The sequence below is a fragment of the Massilia sp. 9096 genome, from assembly GCF_000745265.1.
Lineage (GTDB): Bacteria > Pseudomonadota > Gammaproteobacteria > Burkholderiales > Burkholderiaceae_D > Telluria.
In genome coordinates this window covers 4821262-4843174 of record NZ_JQNN01000001.1, presented here as the reverse complement: position 1 = coordinate 4843174, position 21913 = coordinate 4821262, and the positions used below count along the sequence as shown (strand labels likewise).

The 21913-nt window shown below is 66.5% G+C and carries 18 protein-coding genes; 6 read left to right on the top strand and 12 right to left on the bottom strand.

What is annotated here, in order from left to right; genetic code table 11:
* Positions 1–64: 64 nt before the first annotated feature.
* The 3 genes from ispE to FA90_RS20995 are packed head-to-tail and all read right to left on the bottom strand — an operon-like array spanning position 65 to position 3347.
* Positions 65–970, bottom strand: coding sequence for a 4-(cytidine 5'-diphospho)-2-C-methyl-D-erythritol kinase (gene ispE / locus FA90_RS21005; RefSeq protein WP_036172288.1), 906 nt, complete (start codon positions 968–970; stop codon positions 65–67).
* Between the two features lies 1 nt (position 971).
* Positions 972–1589 (bottom strand): outer membrane lipoprotein LolB, encoded by a 618-nt coding sequence (locus tag FA90_RS21000; RefSeq protein WP_036172286.1) that lies wholly within the window; start codon positions 1587–1589, stop codon positions 972–974.
* A gap of 15 nt (positions 1590–1604) precedes the next feature.
* Entirely contained in the window at positions 1605–3347 is a 1743-nt protein-coding gene (locus FA90_RS20995) for a tetratricopeptide repeat protein (protein WP_239700869.1), read from the bottom strand.
* 296 nt (positions 3348–3643) lie between these two features.
* On the opposite strand from FA90_RS20995, the gene mutM reads away from it, so the two are divergent.
* From mutM to FA90_RS20970, 5 genes are all read left to right on the top strand, one after another.
* Positions 3644–4489, top strand: a complete 846-nt coding sequence (gene mutM, locus FA90_RS20990; RefSeq protein WP_036172282.1) for a bifunctional DNA-formamidopyrimidine glycosylase/DNA-(apurinic or apyrimidinic site) lyase — start codon at positions 3644–3646, stop codon at positions 4487–4489.
* 32 nt (positions 4490–4521) lie between these two features.
* Positions 4522–6444: a dynamin family protein gene (locus tag FA90_RS20985; RefSeq protein ID WP_036172280.1), complete on the top strand. Its 1923-nt coding sequence runs from the start codon at positions 4522–4524 to the stop codon at positions 6442–6444.
* Positions 6441–7559 carry an A/G-specific adenine glycosylase gene (mutY, locus tag FA90_RS20980; RefSeq protein WP_051971970.1) on the top strand — a complete coding sequence of 373 codons (1119 nt, stop codon included), beginning with the start codon at positions 6441–6443 and terminating at the stop codon, positions 7557–7559. Before FA90_RS20985 ends, mutY begins: the two co-directional genes overlap by 4 nt.
* Positions 7560–7584: 25 nt before the next feature.
* A complete protein-coding gene (locus FA90_RS20975; protein WP_036176586.1) occupies positions 7585–8277 on the top strand; it encodes a YafY family protein in 693 nt (230 codons plus the stop codon).
* 68 nt (positions 8278–8345) lie between these two features.
* Positions 8346–8714 (top strand): VOC family protein, encoded by a 369-nt coding sequence (locus FA90_RS20970; RefSeq protein WP_036172278.1) that lies wholly within the window; start codon positions 8346–8348, stop codon positions 8712–8714.
* 10 nt (positions 8715–8724) lie between these two features.
* Here the strand turns inward: FA90_RS20970 and FA90_RS20965 are convergent, their stop codons facing one another.
* The 9 genes from FA90_RS20965 to FA90_RS20925 all read right to left on the bottom strand — a co-directional run bounded on the left by FA90_RS20965 (position 8725) and on the right by FA90_RS20925 (position 19190).
* The gene (locus FA90_RS20965) at positions 8725–9138 is read right to left on the bottom strand and encodes a GNAT family N-acetyltransferase (RefSeq protein WP_036172276.1); all 414 of its coding nucleotides are present in this window, start codon (positions 9136–9138) and stop codon (positions 8725–8727) included.
* 8 nt (positions 9139–9146) lie between these two features.
* Positions 9147–10286, bottom strand: a complete 1140-nt coding sequence (locus FA90_RS20960; protein ID WP_036172274.1) for a deoxyguanosinetriphosphate triphosphohydrolase — start codon at positions 10284–10286, stop codon at positions 9147–9149.
* On the bottom strand, positions 10283–11935 hold the full coding sequence (gene aroKB / locus FA90_RS20955; protein WP_051972236.1) for a bifunctional shikimate kinase/3-dehydroquinate synthase AroKB: 1653 nt from the start codon (positions 11933–11935) through the stop codon (positions 10283–10285). Before aroKB ends, FA90_RS20960 begins: the two co-directional genes overlap by 4 nt.
* Before the next feature lie 114 nt (positions 11936–12049).
* Positions 12050–14047, bottom strand: a complete 1998-nt coding sequence (locus FA90_RS20950) for an Ig-like domain-containing protein (RefSeq protein ID WP_036172272.1) — start codon at positions 14045–14047, stop codon at positions 12050–12052.
* Between the two features lie 53 nt (positions 14048–14100).
* Positions 14101–16260 carry a type IV pilus secretin PilQ gene (pilQ, locus tag FA90_RS20945; RefSeq protein ID WP_036172270.1) on the bottom strand — a complete coding sequence of 720 codons (2160 nt, stop codon included), beginning with the start codon at positions 16258–16260 and terminating at the stop codon, positions 14101–14103.
* Positions 16257–16799 (bottom strand): pilus assembly protein PilP, encoded by a 543-nt coding sequence (locus tag FA90_RS20940; RefSeq protein ID WP_036172268.1) that lies wholly within the window; start codon positions 16797–16799, stop codon positions 16257–16259. Before FA90_RS20940 ends, pilQ begins: the two co-directional genes overlap by 4 nt.
* The gene (locus FA90_RS20935) at positions 16796–17473 is read right to left on the bottom strand and encodes a type 4a pilus biogenesis protein PilO (RefSeq protein ID WP_036172267.1); all 678 of its coding nucleotides are present in this window, start codon (positions 17471–17473) and stop codon (positions 16796–16798) included. Before FA90_RS20935 ends, FA90_RS20940 begins: the two co-directional genes overlap by 4 nt.
* Positions 17470–18105 (bottom strand): PilN domain-containing protein, encoded by a 636-nt coding sequence (locus tag FA90_RS20930; RefSeq protein WP_036172265.1) that lies wholly within the window; start codon positions 18103–18105, stop codon positions 17470–17472. Before FA90_RS20930 ends, FA90_RS20935 begins: the two co-directional genes overlap by 4 nt.
* Positions 18105–19190 (bottom strand): pilus assembly protein PilM, encoded by a 1086-nt coding sequence (locus tag FA90_RS20925; protein ID WP_036172264.1) that lies wholly within the window; start codon positions 19188–19190, stop codon positions 18105–18107. Before FA90_RS20925 ends, FA90_RS20930 begins: the two co-directional genes overlap by 1 nt.
* 307 nt (positions 19191–19497) lie before the next feature.
* Between FA90_RS20925 and FA90_RS20920 the strand changes: the two genes are divergently transcribed.
* A complete protein-coding gene (locus FA90_RS20920; protein WP_036172262.1) occupies positions 19498–21861 on the top strand; it encodes a penicillin-binding protein 1A in 2364 nt (787 codons plus the stop codon).
* Positions 21862–21913: the final 52 nt, after the last annotated feature.

The following is a 21913-nucleotide window of genomic DNA, read 5'->3' as shown; positions in this document are numbered from 1 at the left end:
TGAAACTTGTACTACTCATCTACGCATCGATTTGTATTTCGTCGCTGCGTCGACAGGCAGAATTTTATTCTACAACTCGTTGATTTGCAAGAGCGATTTTCATCGGATGACGTGTCAGCGATCTGGCTTTCCACGCTTTCCACTTCGCCGGCGCCTGCTGCAGCACCCGCTCCGCTTCCTGCTCGCTGGAAAACGCACAAAACACGCACGCTCCTGAACCAGTCATCCTGGCTGCTCCGTAGCCACTCAACCATTCGACCGCCTCTGCTACCGGCGTAAACAGGCGAATTGCCACGTCCTGCAAATCATTTTTCCCGAAGCCAACCAAATCGCTAGAATCGGTTTGTCTCCCTAGGAAGTCAGCTATTGTGATGGGTTTTGTGTTCCTTGTCAAATCTGGCGCAGTAAAAATTGCAGCGGTTGGCACCGCGACGCCCGGCTCGATCACCACGTACCAGCAATCCGGACCGGGAATGGCTTGCAAGGCCTCGCCCACGCCCTCGGCGAAAGCGGTTTCGCCGAACAGGAAGAACGGGATGTCGGCCCCCAGCGGCAGGCCGATCGCCATCAGTTCGGCGTCGGTCAGGCCGGCTTGCCAAAGGTGATTGGCCGCCATCAGCGCGGTGGCCGCATCGGACGAGCCGCCGCCCAGGCCGCCGCCCATCGGCAAGCGCTTCTCGACGGCGACCTCGATGCCGGGCGGCACACGGCCGTGGCGCTTTTCGTATTCAAGCTGCAACGCGCGCAAGGCGCGCACGATCAGGTCTTGTTCGGCGGGTACGCCGGGCACGTCGTTGCTGCGCACGATCTGCGCGTCGGCGCGCAAGTCGAAGTGCAAGGTATCGCTGCGGTCGATCAGGGTGAACACCGATTGCAGCAAGTGGTAGCCGTCGGGGCGGCGGCCGGTGACGTGCAGGAACAGGTTGAGCTTGGCCGGCGCCGGGCAATCATGCAGGGAAGTCAGCGCCATCTCAGCCCGCCGGATCGAGGATCACGTGGATGTCGAGCGCGTCGCCGTTGGCGGCGGAGCCGCGTGCGATATCGATGCGCTGCGGCATTGGCGCGGCAGTAGCGCCGGCCGCCTGGTCTTGCCAGGTCGCGAATTTGAGGCGCCAGCCGTCCTTGGTCACCACGCTGTTCCTGACCGGCGAGGCGACGAAACGCTTGCCCGCCGCATCGGTGGCGTAGCCCTGCATCCAGTCGCGCAGGCCGCTCACCGGCAGCGGAAAGCCGAGCGCCTGGGCGGTCAAGCTGTCGATGTCGGCGGCGGTGCGCGGCGGCTTGTTGCCCTGGTTGAGCGTGGCGGCCTGCGGCGTGACGCTGATCTCGGCCACCGTCTGGCCCAGCGGATTGAGCAGTGCCACGTCGACGAGGCCGGGCTTCTGGCTCCATTCGAACTTGCCGGTCAGCGGCTCCACTTTCCCATCCCGCATGTAGTTGACGGACAGGTGACCGGTCAGGTCGATGGTGTCGCGGTAAGCGCCGACTTGCGCGTTCGGATCGGCCACGTGGCCGGCCGGGGCGGCGCAACCGGCCAGCGCGAGGACGCCGGCAGTCACGGCCGCATTCAGGAGAAAACGGATCGACATAAACTGAATCAGAAATTACAGACTGGTGCGCAGGCGCGCGAGGGTGCTCTTGAGCGCGTCGTTCTTCGGGTCCTTGGCCTGGGCGTCGAGGAACAGCTTGCGCGCGCCTTCCTTGTCGCCCTTCTTCCACAGCACCTCGCCCAGGTGCACGGCGATTTCGGGATCGCCGCGCAAACCGTAGGCCTTGCGCAGCTGCGCTTCGGCGGCATCCAGGTGGCCCATGCGGTACTGCACCCAGCCCATGCTGTCCATGATGAACGGGTCGTCCGGCGCCATTTTGAGGGCCTTGTCTACCAGCGCGTAGGCTTCCTTCAGGCGCACGTTGCGTTCCGCCAGCGAGTAGCCGAGCGCGTTGTAGGCTTGCTGGTTTCCGGGCTGCTTGGCGATCACCTGGCGCAGCGTCTTTTCCATCACGTCGGTGCGGCCCAGCTTTTCGGCCATCAGCGCGTAGTCGTACAGGAAGTCGGTGTTGTCCGGGAAGCGCTTGGCGCCCTGCTCGAGCAGCTTGAAGCCTTCCTGCGGCTTGCCGGCGTCGCGCAGGATCTGCGCCTCGACCAGCAGGATCTGGGCCTGCTCGGCCGGGTCGGCGGTCTTGAGCGTGGCCAGCAGCTTGCGCGCGCCGGGCACGTCGCCGTCCTTCGCGGTCAGCTGGGCGCGGCGCAGCTCGGCGCCGAAGGCCATCTTGGGGTCGTCGGTCTCGAGGCGGTCGAGCCAGGCCAGCGCGGCCTTGTTGTCGCCCCTTTCCTCGGCCAGCTGGGACAGGATCAGGATCGCCTTGGTCGGATCGGTCTCGTCGGTCGGGGTCTTTTCGGCCAGGTCGACGAAGCGGCTGAAATAGCCGTCGGCGGCCTTGGAATCGTTCATCTGCATCGACAGGATGCCGAGCGCGTACAGCGTGCCCGGATTGTCGGGCTGGGCCTTGTCCAGCGCCAGGAATTCCGCGCGCGCGGCGTCGTACTGCCTGGCGTTGACCAGCAGGCGCGCGTAGGCGACGCGCACCTCGCGCGCGTCCGGGTGCGCGGCCAGGTAATCGTGCAGCACCTGAGTCGCCTGGGCTTCGCTGTCGCTGACCTGGGCCAGCGTCAGCACGGCGATCTCGGAATCGGGCTTGAGCTTGAGCGCGGTCTGGGCTTCGCGCTGGGCGGCGGCCTTGTCGTTGCGCGCCAGCGCCGCCTGCGACAGCACGACGTGGCTTTCCATCATGTTCGGGTAAGGCGCGACCAGGCGCTCGAGCATGGCCGCGGCCGCTTCCTTGTCCTTGGCGCGCAGCAGCAGCTGCTGCATCTGGAACATCACCAGGCCACGGGCGCCGGGGGTGGCGTCGGCCAGGCGCTGCTTCAGCAGATTTTCTGCTTCGCCGAGGTTGTCGGACAGGACCACCAGCCCCAGATAGTACTGGCTGGCCTCATCGGAGTTCGGCGCGAATTCACGCCACAGCTTGACCGCGGCGAGTGCGTCGTCGGCCTGCTTGGCCGACAGCGCCATCTCGGCGGCGCGCTTGGCCAGGCGCGGATCGCGGGTCTGCTGGGCCAGGCTCATCATCGTGAGATAGGGGCCTTGCCAGTCGCCCTTCTTGAAGGCCAGTTCGGCGCCCATGAGTTGCGTCATCATCTGGGGCGTCATTTTCACGTTCGGCACGTTCTCGTCCGCGCCTTCCTGGCCGGCCTGGGACTGGCCGTTCCGGGCAGCGTCGGCGGCTTCGGCGGCGGCCAACGGCTGGTCGGCGTTGTCCGCCGCCGGCTGCCGTTTGGGCGCCACGGCGCACGCCGACAGCAAGGCGGAGAGAGTTACAATGGCGACAGCGTTTTTCAAGGCACCCCCACATCAAAAAGATGTCCGATTCTACGCTGTTCGCCTGTCGCGCGTGCGCCGCCGCAACACGAATTTACACAGTTATCACGAAAGGCTTGGAAACCGTCGCGAGCGACCGCAGTGCTGGCTGAGAAGCGCAGCTGTACGAGCAGTACAGCCGGTCCGCCGGTGCGGAGCATCGCAAGCCGGCAATGCAACGCGCAGCAGGTTTACGAGCCTTTCGAACATCGGATTAATGATACATGCCTGAATTACCGGAAGTTGAAGTCACCCGGCGCGGCGTCGCGCCCCACCTCGAAGACCGCATCGTCGAAGACGTCATCCTGCGCCGCGAAGGCTTGCGCTGGCCCTTCCCGCCCAAGCTGCGCGAACTGCTGGCCGGACGGCGCATCCTCGGCACGGGCCGGCGCGGCAAATACCTGCTGATCAAGTTCGAGCACGGCACGCTGATCGTTCACCTCGGCATGTCGGGCCACTTGCGCGTGCTGCCCGAGGGGACGGAACTCAAGAAGCACGACCATTTCGACCTGGTGGTGAGCGGAGGAAATGCGGGCCCGGGCAGCCGCCAGGTGCTGCGCCTGCACGACCCGCGCCGCTTCGGCGCCGTGCTCTGGCACGCCCACGACGACGGCGAACTCGAGCAGCACGTGCTGCTGCGCGAACTCGGCGTCGAGCCGCTCGAAGACGGCTTCTCCGGCGCGCTGCTGCACAAGGCGACGCGCAACCGCAGTGCCCCGATCAAGCAGGTGCTGCTGGCCGGCGACATCGTGGTCGGCGTCGGCAACATCTACGCCTGCGAAAGCCTGTTCCGCGCCGGCATCAACCCGAAGACGGCGGCCGGCAAGATCAGCCGCGCGCGCTACGACAAGCTGGCCGAAGCGATCCGCGACATCCTCGCGGCCGCCATCGTGCAGGGCGGCAGCACGCTGCGTGACTTTATTGCAGTAAATGGTCAATCTGGATATTTCCAGCAGACATATTTCGTCTATGATCGTGCTGGAGTGCCTTGCCGCAACTGTAGTGCGCCGGTCCGCCAGATCAAGCAGGGCCAGCGCTCCACCTTCTACTGTGCGACTTGCCAGCGGTGAGGCCATACAGAAACGCGGAGAGAGGCGCGAGCATGCAAGATCTACAACAATATGGCGACTGGCGCACGCGCGTCGCCGAATCGCTGGAACGCTACCGCAGCTGGGTGCAGGCCGCCGACCTGCTGGACGACGCCGGCGACCAGCGCTTGCAGCAGGCGCTGCGCCGCCTCCAGGACGAGCGCCTGTCGGTCGCCTTCGTCGCCGAGTTCTCGCGCGGGAAATCGGAGCTGATCAACGCGATCTTCTTCGCCGACTACGGCCAGCGCATCGTGCCGTCCAGCCCGGGCCGCACCACCATGTGCCCGACCGAGCTGGCCTGGGACGCCGCCCTGCCCCCGTCGATCCGGCTGCTGCCGATCGAAACGCGCGTCCGGCACCTGTCCACCGGCGACTGGCGCGAGATCGATAGCGCCTGGACCATGCTGCCACTGGAGCTGGACGCGCCCGAGCGCATGAGCGAAGCCTTCCGCCAGGTCAGCCTGACGCGGCGCGTGCCGTTCGAGGAAGCCCAGCGCTACGGCCTGTACGATCCGCACGACCCCGACCTGGCCGGCATGCTCGGCGACGACGGCCTGGTCGAGATCCCGCAATGGCGCCACGCCCTGATCAACTTCCCGCATCCGCTGCTCAAGCAAGGCCTGGTGATCCTCGACACGCCCGGCCTGAACGCGATCGGCACCGAGCCCGAACTGACGCTGAACCTGATCCCCAACGCGCACGCGGTGCTGTTCATCCTGGCCGCCGAAACCGGCGTGACCAAGAGCGACATCGAAGTCTGGCGCGACCATATCGGCAACGGCCCAGGCAGGATCGTCGTGCTCAATAAAATCGACGCGCTGTGGGACGAGCTGAAGAGCGCGCAGGACAACGACGCGACGATCGCGCGCCAGCAGCACAGCGTGGCGCAGCTGCTCGGGGTGGGCCATGCCAACGTGTTCCCGGTCTCGGCGCAAAAGGCGCTGGTCGGGAAGATCAATGGCGACCTGGCCCTGTTCGAAAAGAGCCGCCTCGGCTTGCTAGAATCGGCGCTGTTCAACGAACTGGTGCCGGCGCGCCAGGGCATCCTGCGCGGCCAGCTGGTGCGCGACCTCGAACTGCTGGAAGTCGGCCAGCAGGCGCTGCTCGGCGCGCGCGTGCGCGACCTGGTCGAGCAGCAGGAGGAACTGAAAAGCCTGCGCGGCAAGAACCAGGGCGTGATCGCCCACATGGTGCGCCGCGTCGAGATGGAAAAGAAGGAATTCGACGCCAGCCTGTTCAAGCTGCAGGGCACGCGCGCGGTGTTCACCACGCTGTCGACGGAGCTGTACAGCACGGTCGGCATGGACGTGGTGCAGCAGCAGATCGACGCGGTGCGCACGGCGATGCAGGCGGCCCGCTTCGGCACCGGCACGCGCGCGCCGGTGCGTGCGTTTTTCGAGGCGGTGCGCGCCGACCTGGCGGCGGCCGCCGGCAAGATCGGCGAGATCGGCGCGATGATGGAGACCATGTACCGCAAGTTCGCCACCGACCACGCGCTGTCGATGACGATGCCGATGCCGCTCTCGCTGGCGCGCTACGGCGCCGAGATCGACGCCATCGAAGCCGTCTACGTCAAGCAGTTCGGCACCGCGACGCTGCTGATGACCAGCCGCGGCGTGCTGTTGGAACGCTTCTTCGACTCGATCGCCTCGCGCGTCAAGCACGTGCTGCGCGCGGTGAACGCCGACGTCGAAGCCTGGCTGAAGGTGATCATGGCGCCGCTCGAGACCCAGGTGCGCCAGCACCGCGAGCAGCTGCGCCACCGCCAGACCTCGATCCAGCGCATCCACGATGCGACCGAGAACCTGGAACAGAAGATCGCGGCTTTTGATGCCGCGCGCGCCGACCTGGACAAGGTGCGCAATCAATTGGCCGCCTTGAGCGGCGCGGTGCATGCGGCGCTCGGCGCCGCGTCGCCCCAACTGGAAGCTGCATGAAACGACTGACGGAATTCGATATCACCCAACTGGAAGACCCGACTTTTTCGCGCGCCGTGATCGACTGGCAAAAGGCCCACGGCCGCCACGCCCTGCCCTGGCAGAACACACGCGACGCCTACCGCGTCTGGCTGTCGGAAATCATGCTGCAGCAGACCCAGGTGACCGCGGTGCTCGGCTATTACGCGCGCTTTCTGGAGCGCTTCCCGACCGTGCAGGCGCTGGCCGAAGCGCCCTTGGAAGACGTGATGGCGCACTGGAGCGGCCTGGGTTACTACACCCGCGCGCGCAACCTGCACGCCTGCGCCAAGCGCGTGGTCGAAGCCTACGGCGGCGCGTTCCCGAGCGACCCGGCGCTGCTGGCCGAGCTGCCCGGCATCGGCCGTTCGACCGCCGCCGCCATCGCCGCGTTTTCGTACGGCACGCGCGCCGCGATCCTGGATGGTAACGTCAAGCGCGTGTTCGCGCGCGTGTTCGGCGTCGACCAGTACCCGGGCATCAAGCCGGTCGAGGACGCGCTGTGGCGACGGGCCGACGCCCTGCTCCCCGCAAACGGCGAAGGCATCGAAGCCTACACGCAAGGCCTGATGGACCTGGGCGCGACGCTGTGCACGCGCGGCAAGCCCGACTGCAATCGCTGCCCGCTGCAGGAACGCTGCGTGGCCTACGCCACCGGCCGCACGGGCGTGCTGCCGGTGCCGAAACCGAAAAAGGCGACGCCGGAAAAGCGCGCGCTGATGCTGGCGGTCGTCGATCGCGGCCAGGTGCTGCTGCAGCAGCGGCCGGAATCGGGCATCTGGGGCGGCCTGCTGTCGCTGCCTGAATTCGACGGCCACGTGGCGCTCGAGGATGCGGACCAGGTCGATGTCGCCACGCTGGCCAATGCCGGCGGCGAATTCGGCGACGTCGCCGAGGTCGAACCGCTGCTGCCGCTGGTGCACGGTTTTACCCACTACAAACTGCACATCCAGCCCTACCGTATCGCGCTGGCGGCACGCGGCGGCACCCCGGCCGGGCATGTGTGGTGGGACCTGGCCGCGATCGTCACCGCGCCGCTGCCGGCGCCGGTCAAGAAGCTGCTCGAGCAGCTGGGACAGCCGACGCTGTTCGGCTGAGCCTTTACAGCTGCGCCGTCTGCCGATCATGCGCGCGCAACGCCTGCTCGCCCTGCTCCAGGCCTTGCGCCGCCGGCGCACGCCGGTGCGCGGCGACACGCTGGCGCAGGAACTGGGCATCAGCCTGCGCACGCTGTACCGCGACATCGCCACCTTGCGCGAACAGGGTGCGCGCATCGAAGGCGAACCCGGGATCGGCTACGTGTTAAAGCCGGGCTTCCTGCTGCCGCCGCTGATGTTCAGCGAAGACGAGATCGAAGCGCTGGTGCTGGGCGGCCGCTGGGTCGCCGAACACGGCGACGAACGGCTGGCCGATGCGGCGCGCGAAGCGGTCGAGAAAATCGCGGCGGTGCTGCCGGACGACTTGCGCCGCACGCTCGACGGCACCGGCCTGCTGGTCGCGCCCGCGCGCGAGATCGATGCCTCGAATCCGCACATGGCAGCGATCCGCGGCGCCCTGCGCGAGGAATGCAAGCTGGTGCTGGACTATCGCGACGAGGCCGGCCACGGCTCGCGCCGCATCGTCTGGCCGGTGGCGCTCGGCTTTTTCGAGCGCATCCGCATGCTGGCCGCGTGGTGCGAGCTGCGCCAGGGGTTCCGTCATTTCCGTCTCGACCGCATCGCCGCGCTCGAGGTGACTGGCGAACGTTACCCGCGCCATCGCCGTGCGCTGCTGGGAGAGTGGCGCGCCAGCCAAGGCATCCCCGAACGTCGATGACTGCTGACAGGATCTGACAGTCCCGCTGCCTACACTGGCTCCATTCCAACCACTGAAGGAGCCACGCGATGCACACCCCGAACTACACCATCCTCTACGTCGACTCGCCCGCCGCCAGCGCCCGGCTGTACGCCAAACTGCTGGGCGCCGAGCCGGTCGAGGCCTCGCCCACGTTTCAATTGTTCGCGCTGGAAAACGGCCGCATCCTCGGGCTGTGGACCAGGTCGAGCGTCAAGCCGGCCCACGATTTCCAGGGCAGCGGCAGCGAACTGGCCTTCCGCGTCGCCGACGGGGCCGAGGTCGATGCGCTGCATGTGAGATGGAAAGAGGCCGGCCTGCGCATCCTGCAGGCGCCGGTCGAACTGGACTTCGGCTACACCTTCTGCGGCGCCGATCCGGACGGGCACCGCGTGCGCGTGTTCGCGCGCAGCGAGTGAGATTGAAAGCTTAGCGATTGAGCCACTGCGCCATGCTGATCGACGCCGGCGCGGTCGGCTCGAAACCGTACTGCGCATACAGCTCGTTGGCCCGGCCATCGGCGATCAGGCAGGTGTAGGCTTCGGCCGGCGCCAGCGTGCGCAGCGCCTCCATCAAACTGGCGACGATGGCCTTGCCCAGTCCCTGTCCCTGATGTTCCGGGTCGACCGCGATGTCGACCACCAGGTAGAACAGGCCGTCGCCGATCGCGCGCCCCATCCCGACCGCCTGGCCGTCGCAGCGCACCACCGCCGCCGCGACCGTGTGCGGCAAACCGGCTTTGGCGGCCGCCTCGGAGCGCCGCGTCAGGCCCGACACGCGCCGCAGCCGCAGGTATTCGTCGATCGTCGGCAGGTCGGTGTGCAGGCGGTAGCGCGGGTCCATGGGCGTCCTCAGAAAGTGTCGAGCGAATAAATGCGCTTGTGTTCCTTGATCGCGTAGCGGTCGGTCATGCCGGCGATGTAGTCGGCGATCTTGCGCGCCTGCTTGTGGGTGTCGCTAGAGGCCACCTGGTAGTCGGGCGGCAGCAGCACCGGGTCGGTCATGAAGGCGTCGAACAGCTCGCGTATCACGCGGCTGGCCTTGACGCGCATGCGGTTGACCTGGAAGTGGCGGTACAGGTTGGCGTACAGGAAGCGCTTCAGCGCCGAGGTCTCGGCGCGCATCGAGTCCGAAAAACGGATCAGAGGCGGGCTGTTGCGCACGTCCTCGATCGATTGCGGATTCGCTTGCGCAATCAGCGCGCCCGAGGCCTCGACCAGGTCGACCGTCATCGCCGTGATCATCAGGCGGATCGTCTCGTACAGCTCGCGCCGGCCGGGCAGGCCCGGGTACTGGCGCACCACTTCGCGGTGCAGGCGCGCGAACAGCTCGACCTCTTCCATCTGCTTCATGGTGAGCAGGCCGGAGCGCAGGCCGTCGTCGATGTCGTGGTTGTTGTAGGCGATCGCGTCGGCCAGGTTGACCAGCTGGGCTTCCAGGCTGGGCTGCTTCTTGTCGATGAAGCGCTGCCCGAGTTCGCCCAGCTGGCGCGCGTTCGTCAGCGAGCAGTGCTTCAGGATGCCTTCGCGCGTTTCAAAAGTGAGGTTCAGGCCGTCGAAGGCGCCGTAGTGCTCTTCCAGGTGGTCGACCACGCGCAGGCTTTGCAGGTTGTGCTCGAAGCCGCCGTAGTCGTGCATGCATTCGTTCAGCACATCCTGGCCGACGTGGCCGAAGGGCGTGTGGCCGAGGTCGTGCGCCAGCGCAAGCGCCTCGACCAGGTCTTCGTTCAGGCGCAGGCTGCGCGCCAGCGTGCGCGCGATCTGGGCAACCTCGATCGAGTGGGTCAGGCGCGTGCGGAACAGGTCGCCCTCGTGGTTCAGGAACACCTGGGTCTTGTACTCGAGCCGGCGGAACGCGGTCGAGTGGATGATGCGGTCGCGGTCGCGCTGGAATTCGCTGCGCGCGCCGGCCGGACCTTCCGGATGACGACGCCCACGCGATTTCGAAGAATGCGCCGCATACGGTGCGAGGTGGGCGTCGAAGTCGATCATCGTGCGTTTGCTCCCGCTGCGTCTGCCACTGCGTCGCTCACGCCGGCCTGCAGCGTCGCCAGCAGCAGCTCGCGCGGGGCATTGCCGATGCTGGGGCTGCCCAGCGGCTTGACCAGGATGAACTTGATCGCCCCGCCTTCGTTCTTCTTGTCGACTTCCATCAGCTCGATCCAGCGCTGCGCGCCCAGGTCCGGGGCGACCGTCGGCAGGCCGGCCGAGCGCACCAGCGCGCGCACGCGCTCGACCGCGGCATCGTCGATGTGGCCGAGGCGGCGCGACAGGTCGGCCGCCATCACCATGCCGCAGCCGACCGCCTCGCCGTGCAGCCAGGCGCCGTAGCCCAGGCCCGCTTCGATCGCGTGGCCGAAGGTGTGGCCGAAGTTGAGCACCGCGCGCAGGCCGCCTTCGCGCTCATCGCGCTTGACCACGTCGGACTTGATCTCGCACGAGCGCGCGATCGCGTGCGCGAGCGCGGCGTGGTCGCGCGCGACCAGTGCGCCGATGTTGGCCTCGATCCAGTCGAAGAAGACGGCGTCGAGGATCGCGCCGTGCTTGATCACCTCGGCCAGGCCGGCCGACAGCTCGCGGTCCGGCAGCGTGTCCAGCGTGGCGGTGTCGGCGATCACGGCGCGCGGCTGGTAGAACGCACCGATCATGTTCTTGCCGAGCGGATGGTTGATGCCGGTCTTGCCGCCGACCGAGGAATCGACCTGGGCCAGCAGCGTGGTCGGGATCTGCACGAAGGGCACGCCGCGCATGTAGGTGGCCGCGGCAAAGCCGGTCATGTCGCCGATCACGCCGCCGCCCAGCGCCACCAGCGTGGTCTTGCGGTCGCACTTGTTGGCCAGCAGCGCATCGAACACCAGGTTCAGGTGCTCCCAGTTCTTGTATTCCTCGCCGTCCGGCAGGATGATCGGCACGACCTCGCGCCCGCCCGCGCGCAGCGGCGCCGCGACCTTGTCGAGGTACAGCGGGGCCACGGTGGTGTTGGTGACGACGGCCACCTTGCCGCCGGCGCCGCCGATGTGCTTCATCAGCAGCGCGCCGTCGTCCAGCAAGCCGCGCCCGATCAGGATCGGGTAGCTGCGCTCGCCCAGTTCGACGTCAATGGAAATGCATGCCTGTTCGTTCATTCTCGTCTTTGCCTCGGACCGTGCGCGCGCCGCGCTCAGCGCCGCCATCTGGTCCAGAATTGTCTGTACCATCGATTGTACGTTAGGCCGGCCAGTGTCGATGACCAGGTCGGCAATCTCGCGGTACAGCGGCTCGCGCTGGCAGGTCAGGTCTTCCAGCTTCCTGCGCGGATCGGCGGTCTGCAGCAGCGGGCGGTTCTTGTCGTGCGAGGTGCGCTGCAGGATGCTGCCGACGCTGGCGCGCAGGTAGATCACGGTGCCGCGCTCGGCCAGCAGGGCGCGGCTTTCCGGGTTCAGCACAGCGCCGCCGCCGGTGGCCAGCACGATGCCGGACTGCGCGGTCAGCTCGCGGATCATGTCGGCTTCGCGCCGGCGGAAGCTCGGTTCGCCTTCGATCTCGAAGATCCACGGGATCGAGGCGCCGGTGCGCGCTTCGATTTCATGGTCCGAATCCATGAACGTCATGTTCATGCGCCGCGCCAGCAGCCGGCCGATGGTGGTCTTCCCGGCGCCCATCAGCCCGACCAGGAAGATATTGTTGTTCTTGCATTCAGCCACGTATGTGATCGCTCAAAAAGCAAACGGCCAGGAAATCCCTGGCCGCTGCGTATCATTCGGTTCCCGATTTATTTATGGGCAGGAGAACGACAGTTTAAACGGAATATTGGTCACCGTACCGTTTGGCGTTGTCAGGGTGACGTTGAACGACCCCTGGCTGGGCGCGGTGCAGCTGGTGGGCTGCGTGCTGGCGATGCTGAAGGTATGGATCGAGCCCTGGGCCGCCGTGGTGCTGATCGAATTGCCGCTCGCGTCGTCCGCCGCCGTAGTGTGCGGCGCAACGTTCGGCACGGCCGAGGGTTGTGGCGCGGCCGCGTTGACGTTGAGCGGGCTGGTGATTGCCACCGTCGTGCCCTGCGGCAGCGGGTTGTTGTTTACGTCGTTCAGCTGCAGCTGGAACACCTTGGTGTCCGACGATTTGATCGTACCGAGGTCATTCGGGGAGAGCGCATCATATGACACCGGATTGCCGTTCATGGTCACGTTCTTGGCCTGGCTGCCGCTGAAGAAGATCGTGGTCTTGCCAAACAGCGTGGTGGTGCCGTCGGTGGTGCTGGCGCAGATCGTGGCCAGGCCAGGGCGGGTGCTATCGTTGGTGACTCCGGTTCCGGTTCCGGTGCCGTTGCCGTTGCATGGCGTGGCCGGCGAGTTCGGGCTTGGGTAACGCGGGTTCTGCGTACCGAAGTCGACCGAGCACTGGCCGTTGACGGTGCTGCAGCCACCCTGGCTCGACGAACCCACTGAACCCATGTTGGTCTGGAACAGGACCGGAGTACCGTCCGGCACGCGGTTGCCGTTCGCATCGGCGAGCATGACCTTGATGGTGGTCGCGGTTGCGTTATCGACGGTCCAGCCCTCGACGTCGAAGGAAGCGCTGCTGACCGACACGGCAGCCTGCACCGGCAAACCGTTGCTGACCAGGATCTGATCGGACAGCGTCGAGATGCTGGTGCCCGGCAGCGACGCCTGTACGCGGAACGAGGTGGGCGTAGTGCCCGAATTGACGGTCGTGAACACGGTGCCATCAGCCTGGGTGACGCTGGTGGGGATGTTGACCGTGACGGCACTGGTGCTGGCGCTGAAGTTCACCGTCTTGTTGGCCAGCCCCTGGCCATTGATGTCGACCACTTTGAAGGTCAGGGTCGCGGTCTCGGTACGGCCGTTGCCGCCCTGGCCCTTGATCACGATCGACTGGCCGACCGGTGCGGCGCTCGTGAACTGTACCGAGGCAGTGCTCGGCGGCGCGATCTGCAACGTGGTGCTGGCCGACTTGGAGACGCCGTTGGCCGAGGCAGTGATGGTATCAGCCTGGCCGCAGCCATTGTCACGGTAGGTGGCCTGGGCGGTGCCGCTGACGGTCGACGTCATTGCCGTGAGCGTGGCCTTGCCCGCTGCTACGCAGGCGGAGGTGAAGCTGACGTTGACCGATTGGTCGATGTACTTGCTGGCGCCGTTCATCAAGTCGACCGACAAGGTACTCGAGCCGTAGGCCTGCAGGCTGGCGGGAGAAGCGCTCAGACTGCCGAGCGTCAACGTGGTGGCGCCCAGCGCATAGTTGGACACGCCAGTGATTGCGGTACCCGCCACGCTGCTGGTCGCGGTAACGGTGCCGGCGCCGCCAGCCAGGCTGACAGCGTGCATGGTGACACTGGCCACGCCGTTGGCGTTGGTCAGGGCCGTGCCTGCGCTCGGCGAGAAGGCCGCCAGCGTCGGATCGGTGGCAAAGGTCACGATCGCATTCGGCACCGGCTTCTTGTCTTGATCGAGCACGGTCGCGCTGACGGTCAGCGGCGCAACGCTGGTCAGCGTATTGGTCGCGCTACCGCCAGCGCTCGCGAAGGCTACGGCGACGGTCGGGGTGGCAGGCGCAGGCGTGGTGGTACCGGTGCTGCCGGTGCTGCCAGTGCTGCCGGTACTGCCAGTGCCGCTGCTGGCGGTCGGGCCGACCGCACCAGGGTTGCCGCCGCCGCCGCCGCAGGCGGACAGCAGCGCCGCGGCCACGAGCGCGGTCAGGAGGACGGGGGCGTGCAGGCCGGAGCGGCGCACGGGTGAGGTCTTGAAGTCAGTCATGTCAGCGATTGTTGTCGGTTGTTCTTGCGTGAAAAGCTTCTTTACGTTCGGGTTCAGTGCCCGTTCTGCAGGCGTTCGGCCACGATCTTCGGAGTGATGAAGACCAGCAGCTCGGTCTTGTTGTCGACCCGCTGGGTATTCTTGAACAGGTTGCCCAGCACCGGGATGTCGCCGACCAGCGGCACCTTGTTGGTGTCCGTGGTCTGGGTCTGCTGGTAGATACCGCCCAGCACCACGGTGCCGCCGTTCTCGACCATCACCTTGGTGCGCACGTGCTGGGTGTTGATCGCCGGGCCGGCGGTGGTGTTGGCGCCCTGCGAATCCTTGGCGACGTCGACGTCCAGCACGACGTTGCCGTCCGGGGTGATCTGCGGCGTCACCTCCAGCTTCAGGCTGGCCTTGCGGAACTGGACCGAGGTCGCGCCGCTGCTGGTGGCGTTCTGGTACGGCAGCTCGACGCCCTGCTCGATGATCGCCGGGACGTTGTCCTCGGTGACCACGCGCGGGCTGGAGATGATCTTGCCCTTGCCGTCGGCTTCCAGCGCCGACAGCTCCAGGTTCAGGAAGCGGTTGGCGGCCGAGGAGAACAGCGAGAACGCGATGCTGGGCGCGTCGGCGCCGTTGATGCCGGCCGCCGGCAGGTTGACCAGCGTGCTGTTGGTGTAGCCGTCGCCCTTGTCCGGGGTCTGGCCGGTGATCTGGCCCACGCCGGTGAGATTACCGCCGACCGCCACGCGCTGGTTGCCGCTGACCTGGTAGCCGGAGTCGCCGCCGCGCAGCGTGCGCAGGTCGGCGAAGCCGAGCTTGGCGCCCAGGTTGCGCGAGAAGCCATCGTTGGCCTCGACCAGGCGCGCCTCGACCAGCACCTGCTTGGTGGCGACGTCGACCTTCTGGATCAGCTTGCGGATGTCCTCGATCTTGGCGCCGATGTCGGTCACGAACAGCTGGTTGGTGCGCGCGTCGATGATCGCGCTGCCGCGCTTGGACAGCACGCGGTTGCGGTTGTCGGCGCCGCCGGCGGCCGCGCCGTTCTGGTCCAGGCCGAACACCGTGCGGAAGGCTTCGGCCTTCTGGTAGTTCAGCTGGAAGATCTCGGAACGCAGCGGCTCCAGGTCGGAGATCTGCGCCTTCTGCTCGAGCTCGAGCTTTTCCTTGGTCAGCAGCTCTTCCTTGGGCGCGATCCACAGCACGTTGCCGTTCCTGCGCATGTCCAGGCCCTTGGCCTGCAGCACCACGTCGAGCGCCTGGTCCCACGGCACGTCCTTCAGGCGCAGCGTCAGGTTGCCGGCGACCGAGTCGCTGGTAATGATGTTCAGGCCGGAGATGTCGGCGATCGCCTGCAGCGCCGCGCGCACCTCCACGTTCTGGAAGTTGAACGACAGCTTCTCGCCGCGGTAGGCCTGGCCGTCGCCGCCGCCGGCCGGGCGGTTCGGGTTGTCCTTGACCGGCTTGACGTCGAGCACCAGCTGGGTGTCGCTCTGGTACACGCTCTGTTCCCAGTTGCCCTGGGCCTCGACCACCATGTGCACGCGGTCGCCCTGCGGGGTGGTGGTGATGCGCGAGACCGGGGTGCCGAAGTCGCTCACGTCCAGGCGGCGGCGCAGCGTCGGCGGCACGCCGCTGTTGAGGAAGTCGACCAGGATCTGGTTGCCGGACTGGCGTACGTCGACCGCGACCTGGCCGTTGGGCAGGTCGACCACGACGCGGCCTTCGCCGTTGCTGCCGCGGCGGAAGTCGATGTCGCGCAACTGATTTCGCGCAGGCGCCGCACCCGCGCGCGCCGGTGCGCCCGCCGGTTCGCTCGCACGCGTGGTCGCCTGCGCGCCCGCGCCCGAGCCTTCCACGGTCACGATCACCGACTTGCCGTCGATCGCGGTGGCGTAGCTCAGCGGACGCGCCAGGTTCAGCACGAGGCGGGTGCGCTCGCCGGCCTGCACCACGTTCACGCCGCGCACGTCGCCCAGGTTGATGTCCTGGACGTTCTTGCCGGTGGCGTTCGCGGTGGCGCCGAAGTCGAGCGCGATGCGCGACGGATTGGTGATCGAAAAGCCGATCGGCGGCTTGGGCAGCGCTTCCTTCATCGCCACCCGGATCACGACGTTGCCGCCCTGCTGGTTGGCGCTGATCGATTCGATCGCGTTGTCCTCGGCCAGCGCGCGCAGGGCGGGCAGGGTCAACAGCAGGGCCAGCGCCATGCGTCCAAGTCGGGTCATTTTCCTGTCTCCTTGCTTTGCAGCTCCAGTGTCGCCATGCGCTCGACCCACTCGCCGGCGGCATCCTGCACCACTTCACGGATATTCACGGCATCGTCGCTCACGCGGGTGACGACGCCAAAGTTCTGACCGATGCGCTGGCCGGGCTTGACCTGGTACAGCGAGCGGTCGATCTGCACCAGCGCGTAGCTGGCGCCGCCCTTCGCCATCGTGCCCACCATGTGCATGGTGTCGAGCGGGAAGGTCTCGAGCAGTTCGCGCGTGCGCTGCAGGTCGGGTTTGTTGGGGTCGGCCGAGGCCACGTCGGCCTTGGCCAGCTCGGTCATCAGCTTGTTCGGGCTGAACGGGTCGGTCTCGCCCTTGGCGCCGTAGGCGTAGGGGATGAAATCCTTCGGCTCGGCCAGCGGCTTGACGGTCGGCTTGGTATCGCGCTGGACTTCGGCCATCCAGTCGCGCACCTCGCGCTCGTCGCTGTCGCAGCCGGCCAGCAGGGTTGCCGCCAGCATGGCGGCCGTCATTGCGATGGCGGTGCGGCTCATGCCTTCTCCTTGTCGGCGCCGCCCTTGGCCTTCTTGGCCTTGCGCGCCTTGGCCTGGGCCTCGAGCTCGTCCTGGTCGAGGTAGCGGAAGGTCTTGGCGATGGCGTCCAGCGACAGCGTGCCGTTGGTCCCGGTGTTCAGGGACAGGTTGTTGAGCGTGACGATGCGCGGCATCTTGGCCATGTCGGCGGCGAATTCGCCGATGTCGTGGTAGCTGCCGGTGACCTTGATGTCGATCGGCAGCTCGGCGTAGTAATCCTTGACCAGCACCTGGCCCGGCTTGAACAGCTCGAACTGCAGGCCGCGCCCGAGGCCCGCCTGGTTGATGTCCGACAGCAGCGCGGCCATCTCGGCCTTGCTCGGCAGCTGCTTCTCGAGGCGCTCGACGTAGCGGTTGACCTGCTGCTGCTGGGCTTCCAGCGCGTCCAGGTTGATCGCCTGCGCCATCTTCTGCTTGTAGCTGTCGCGCAGCTGGGTCTCCTGGGCGGCCAGGGTGTCCTGCTCCTCGAACTGGCCGCTCCAATAAAAGAAATAGCCCAGGCCGAGCACGGCGGCCATGACGCCGGCCGCGCACAGCAGGCGCGGCGCCAGCGGCCACAGGCCGGGCGGGCGGCCCTGCAGGCCCTGGAACTGGGCCGCCAGGTCGGCGCCCAGTTGTTTCACGTCGATATTCATGTCTTGGCTCCGGCCGGCTTGGTGTCGCCGTCCTTTTTGGCATCGCCGTCCTTCTTGACGTCGCCATCCTTGTCGCGCGCGCGCTTGATCGCCACGGCCAGCGTGAATTCCACGACCTTGCGTGCGCTCTTGCCCTGCGCGAGGGTCGACGCGCGCACTTCGCTCAGGTCGGGACGCTCCAGCCAGGGCGAATTGCCGGCCAGGTTGCGCAGCAGTTCGGCGACCCGTTCCTGCGACTGCGCATAACCGTTGAGCACCACGCGCTGGCCGTCCTGCTTGAAGCTTTTCAGGTAGACGCCTTCCGGCATCTGGCGCACCAGTTCGTCGAGCAGGTAGACCGGCTGGTTGCGGTCGCCCTGCAGGTCTTCGACGGCCTGCTGGCGCGCCTTCAGCGCTTCGATCTCCGACTTGAGGTTGGCGATCTTCTTGATCTTGGTGTCGAGTTCGGCGTTGGCGTTCTTGAGCACCAGGTTGCGTTCGTTCTGGGTGGCGATGCGGCTGGCGTTGTAGCCGCCGATCACCAGCACCAGCGCGACGCCGGCCAGGCCGCCGAGCGCCATCAGGGCCACGAAGGCGGCCTGCTTCTGCTTGCGTTTCGCTTCCCGGTGCGGGAGCAGGTTAATCCGGATCATCAGCCAAACCTCCGCAGCGCCAGGCCGCACGCGACCAGGTAGCCCGGCGCCTCGTTGCGCAGCTGCTGCTCGCGCACGCCCGGGCCCAGCTGCATGCCCTTGAACGGCTCGACCACGCCGGTGGCGATGCGGGTGCGCCCGGCGATGATGTCGAGCAGGCCGGGCAGCAGCGCGCAACCGCCGGCCAGCCAGATCTGGTCGATGCGCGTGTACGGGGTCGAGGTGAAGAAGAACTGGATCGCGCGCGTGACTTCGAGCGCCGCGTTCTCTAGAAATGGATTGAGCAAATCGTTACGGTAGTTGTCGGGCAGGTCGCCGCCCTTCTTGCGCGTCTCGGCTTCCTCGTACGAGAGGCCGTAGCTGCGCACGATGTCCTGGGTCAGCTGGTTGCCGCCGAAAGGCTGTTCGCGTTCGTAGATCGTTTCGCCGTTCTGCAGCACCGAGATGTGGGTGACCTGGGCGCCGATCTGGAACAAGGCGACGATCCGTCCGTTGGCGTTACCCGCGGCGCCCGGCGCGGCCGCGATCACGCGCTCCAGCGCCGCGCGCGCGGCATACGACTCGATGTCCATCACGGTGGCCGTCAAGCCGGCCGCTTCGGCGATCGCGACGCGGTCCTCGACCTTCTCGCGCCGGGCCGCGGCCAGCATGACTTCCATATCGTCGGGGGCGTTCGGCGCCGCGCCGATCACGTCGAAGTCGAGGCTGACCTCGTCCAGCGCGAACGGGATATACTGGCTTGCCTCGGATTCGACCTGCACTTCGAGCTGGTCTTCGGCCAGCCCGGCCGGCAGGATGATCTTCTTGGTGATGACGGCGGCCGGCGGCATGCCCAGCGCCACGTGCTTGGCCTTGGTGCCGCTTTTTTTCCAGACGCGCAGCACGGCGTCCGACACCGCCTCGATGTTCTCGATATTACCGTCCACGACGGTCCCGCGCGGCAGCGGCTCCGACGCGTAGCGCTCCAGGCGCAGCTCGCCCTTGCCGGCGTCGGCCAGCTCCACCAGGCGCACGCCGGACGTACTGATGTCGAGCCCGACCAATGGCGGGTTGGACTGTCCGAACAAGGAACCTAGACTGATCACGAGCGTACTCCCTCTGTGCTTGATTGAACGCCCGCGTTGGGGAATCGTTATGAAAACGGTGACTTAGTGAGTTGACCTGAGGCACTACATTAAATCGTAGCAATACTGATGACCCGCGACAAGAAATTTCTTTACGGGAACATCCGATCGGAAGCAGGAAAACGACACTTGGTTTCTTTCTGTAATAGATCAACATTGCCGCCATTTACACAACTGTTGTCAATATGATCAGCGGTGATCGGGACGCGGCCGTGACTTATAATGAAACCGATCAACACAGCGAACTCTTAAGCGAATCCACTCCCGCATGAAAGCTTCCCAGAACGGGCCGGCCTCGCCTGCCCCGCAGCCGCCGTCGAACCAGCCCCGCCCCAAGCGCACCACCAAACGCATTCTTCTCACCCTGCTGGCCCTGCTCTCCGGCCTGGCGCTGTGCGGCGTGCTGGTGGTCGTGTTCGCGCTGGCGATGGCCTACCCGAACCTGCCCGCACTCGACACCCTGACCGACTACCGCCCCAAGATGCCGCTGCGGATTTTCACCGCGGATAACGTCCTGATCGGCGAATTCGGCGAGGAGCGCCGCACCCTGGTGCACTTCAAGGACATCCCCGACGTGATGAAGAAGGCCGTGCTGGCGATCGAGGACGACCGCTATTACGAGCACGGCGGCATCGATTACCTGGGCATCCTGCGCGCGGCGCTGCACAACGCGACCGGCGGTGCGCGCCAGGGCGCTTCCACCATCACCCAGCAGGTGGCGCGCAACTTCTTCCTGTCGAGCGAACAGACCATCAAGCGCAAGGCCTACGAGGCGCTGCTGGCCTACAAGATCGAGAAGAACCTGAGCAAGGACCAGATCCTCGAGGTCTACATGAACCAGATCTACCTGGGCCAGCGCGCCTTCGGTTTCGCCTCGGCGGCCCAGATCTACTTCGGCAAGGACCTGAAAGACATCAGCGTCGCCGAAGCAGCGATGCTGGCCGGCCTGCCCAAGGCGCCGTCGGCCTACAACCCGGTGGTCAACCCGAAGCGCGCGCGCCAGCGCCAGCAGTACATCCTGCTGCGCATGCACGACCTGGGCTACATCACCGACGCCCAGTACGCCCAGGCCAAGGACGAGGATCTCAAGATCAAGACCGACAGCACGGCCTTCGGCGTGCATGCCGAGTACGTGGCCGAGATGGCGCGCCAGCTGGTGTACGAGCAGTTCAAGGAAGACACCTACACGCGCGGCCTGAACGTGTTCACCACCATCACCAAGGTCGACCAGGACGCCGCCTACCTGGCGCTGCGCCGCGGCGTGATGGAGTACGAGCGCCGCCATCCGTACCGCGGCCCGGAAAAATACATCGACCTGGGCGGCAGCAAGGGCGACGCCGACGAGGCGATCGAAGCCGAGCTGGCCGAGCATCCGGACTCGGACGACATCGTCGCCGCCGTCGTGCTGGCCGCTTCGCCGACGCAGGTGCGCGCGGTGCTGGCCTCGGGTGAGGAGATCGCGATTTCCGGCCCGGGCCTGGTATTCGCGCGCGAGTGGCTCTCGCCCAAGGCCTCGGAAACGCGCCGCATCCGCCGCGGCGCCGTGATCCGCGTCAGCCAGGACGGCGGCTCGGCCTGGGCCATCACCCAGCTGCCGGACGTCGAGTCGGCCTTCGTCGCGGTCGATCCGAACGACGGCGCGATCCAGGCGCTGGTCGGCGGCTTCGACTTCAACCGCAGCAAGTTCAACCACGTCACCCAGGCCTGGCGCCAGCCCGGCTCCTCGTTCAAGCCGTTCATCTATTCGGCGGCGCTGGAACGCGGCCTGTCGCCGGCCACCCTGATCAACGACGCCCCGATCTCGTTCGACGCCGGCTCGACCGGCGGCCAGGCCTGGGAGCCGAAGAACTACGACAACCAGTACGAAGGCCCGATGACGATGCGGCGCGGCCTGATGAAGTCGAAGAACATGATCTCGATCCGCATCCTGAACAAGATCGGCGCACGCTACGGCCAGGAATACGCGACCCGCTTCGGCTTCGATCCGGACAAGAACCCGCCCTACCTCACGCTGGCGCTGGGCGCGGGCGCCACCAATCCGCTGCAGATGGCCGGCGCCTATTCGGTGTTCGCCAACGGCGGCTACCGCATCAATCCCTACCTGATCTCGAAGGTGACCGATGCCGACGGCAAGGTGCTGTCGGAGGCGCGTCCCGAGCGCGCCGGCGTGGAAGCCAACCGCGTGATCGACGAGCGCAACGCCTGGCTGATGGACAGCATGCTCAAGGACGTGGCGCACCACGGCACCGCGGCCAAGGCCGGCCTGGTGCTCAAGCGCCCGGACATCGCCGGCAAGACCGGCACCACCAACGATTCGATGGACGCCTGGTTCGCCGGCTACCAGCCGCACCTGGTGGGCATCGCCTGGATCGGCTACGACACGCCGCGCAACCTGGGCAACAAGGAAACCGGCGGCGGCCTGGCGCTGCCGATCTGGATCGGCTTCATGCAGCAGGCGCTGAAGACCGAACCGGTGGCCGAGCGTCCGGTGCCGGGTGGGCTGGTGCTGGTCGGCGACGAGTACTACTATGCCGAGAACCCGCCGGGCACGGGCGTGCAGTCGCTCGACGTCGGCATTCCTGCGGCGACCGAGCAGAAGCAGCGCGATGCGGTGAGGAACGAGTTGTTTTGACGCCGTAGGACTTGTGTCATCATGGCTCCCATCCTGCATTTTGCAGGCTTAT

Bases quoted from the DNA above. Each gene is read 5' to 3' on its own strand.
- FA90_RS20920 (WP_036172262.1), top strand. From the start codon at position 19,498: ATGAAAGCTTCCCAGAACGGGCCGGCCTCGCCTGCCCCGCAGCCGCCG.
- FA90_RS20930 (WP_036172265.1), bottom strand. From the start codon at position 18,105: ATGATCCGGATTAACCTGCTCCCGCACCGGGAAGCGAAACGCAAGCAG.
- mutY (WP_051971970.1), top strand. From the start codon at position 6,441: ATGAAACGACTGACGGAATTCGATATCACCCAACTGGAAGACCCGACT.
- FA90_RS20935 (WP_036172267.1), bottom strand. From the start codon at position 17,473: ATGAATATCGACGTGAAACAACTGGGCGCCGACCTGGCGGCCCAGTTC.
- pilQ (WP_036172270.1), bottom strand. From the start codon at position 16,260: ATGACCCGACTTGGACGCATGGCGCTGGCCCTGCTGTTGACCCTGCCC.
- FA90_RS20940 (WP_036172268.1), bottom strand. From the start codon at position 16,799: ATGAGCCGCACCGCCATCGCAATGACGGCCGCCATGCTGGCGGCAACC.
- FA90_RS20970 (WP_036172278.1), top strand. From the start codon at position 8,346: ATGCACACCCCGAACTACACCATCCTCTACGTCGACTCGCCCGCCGCC.
- FA90_RS20960 (WP_036172274.1), bottom strand. From the start codon at position 10,286: ATGATCGACTTCGACGCCCACCTCGCACCGTATGCGGCGCATTCTTCG.
- FA90_RS20950 (WP_036172272.1), bottom strand. From the start codon at position 14,047: ATGACTGACTTCAAGACCTCACCCGTGCGCCGCTCCGGCCTGCACGCC.
- ispE (WP_036172288.1), bottom strand. From the start codon at position 970: ATGGCGCTGACTTCCCTGCATGATTGCCCGGCGCCGGCCAAGCTCAAC.
- aroKB (WP_051972236.1), bottom strand. From the start codon at position 11,935: ATGGGCGCCGGGAAGACCACCATCGGCCGGCTGCTGGCGCGGCGCATG.
- FA90_RS20965 (WP_036172276.1), bottom strand. From the start codon at position 9,138: ATGGACCCGCGCTACCGCCTGCACACCGACCTGCCGACGATCGACGAA.
- FA90_RS20985 (WP_036172280.1), top strand. From the start codon at position 4,522: ATGCAAGATCTACAACAATATGGCGACTGGCGCACGCGCGTCGCCGAA.
- mutM (WP_036172282.1), top strand. From the start codon at position 3,644: ATGCCTGAATTACCGGAAGTTGAAGTCACCCGGCGCGGCGTCGCGCCC.
- FA90_RS21000 (WP_036172286.1), bottom strand. From the start codon at position 1,589: ATGTCGATCCGTTTTCTCCTGAATGCGGCCGTGACTGCCGGCGTCCTC.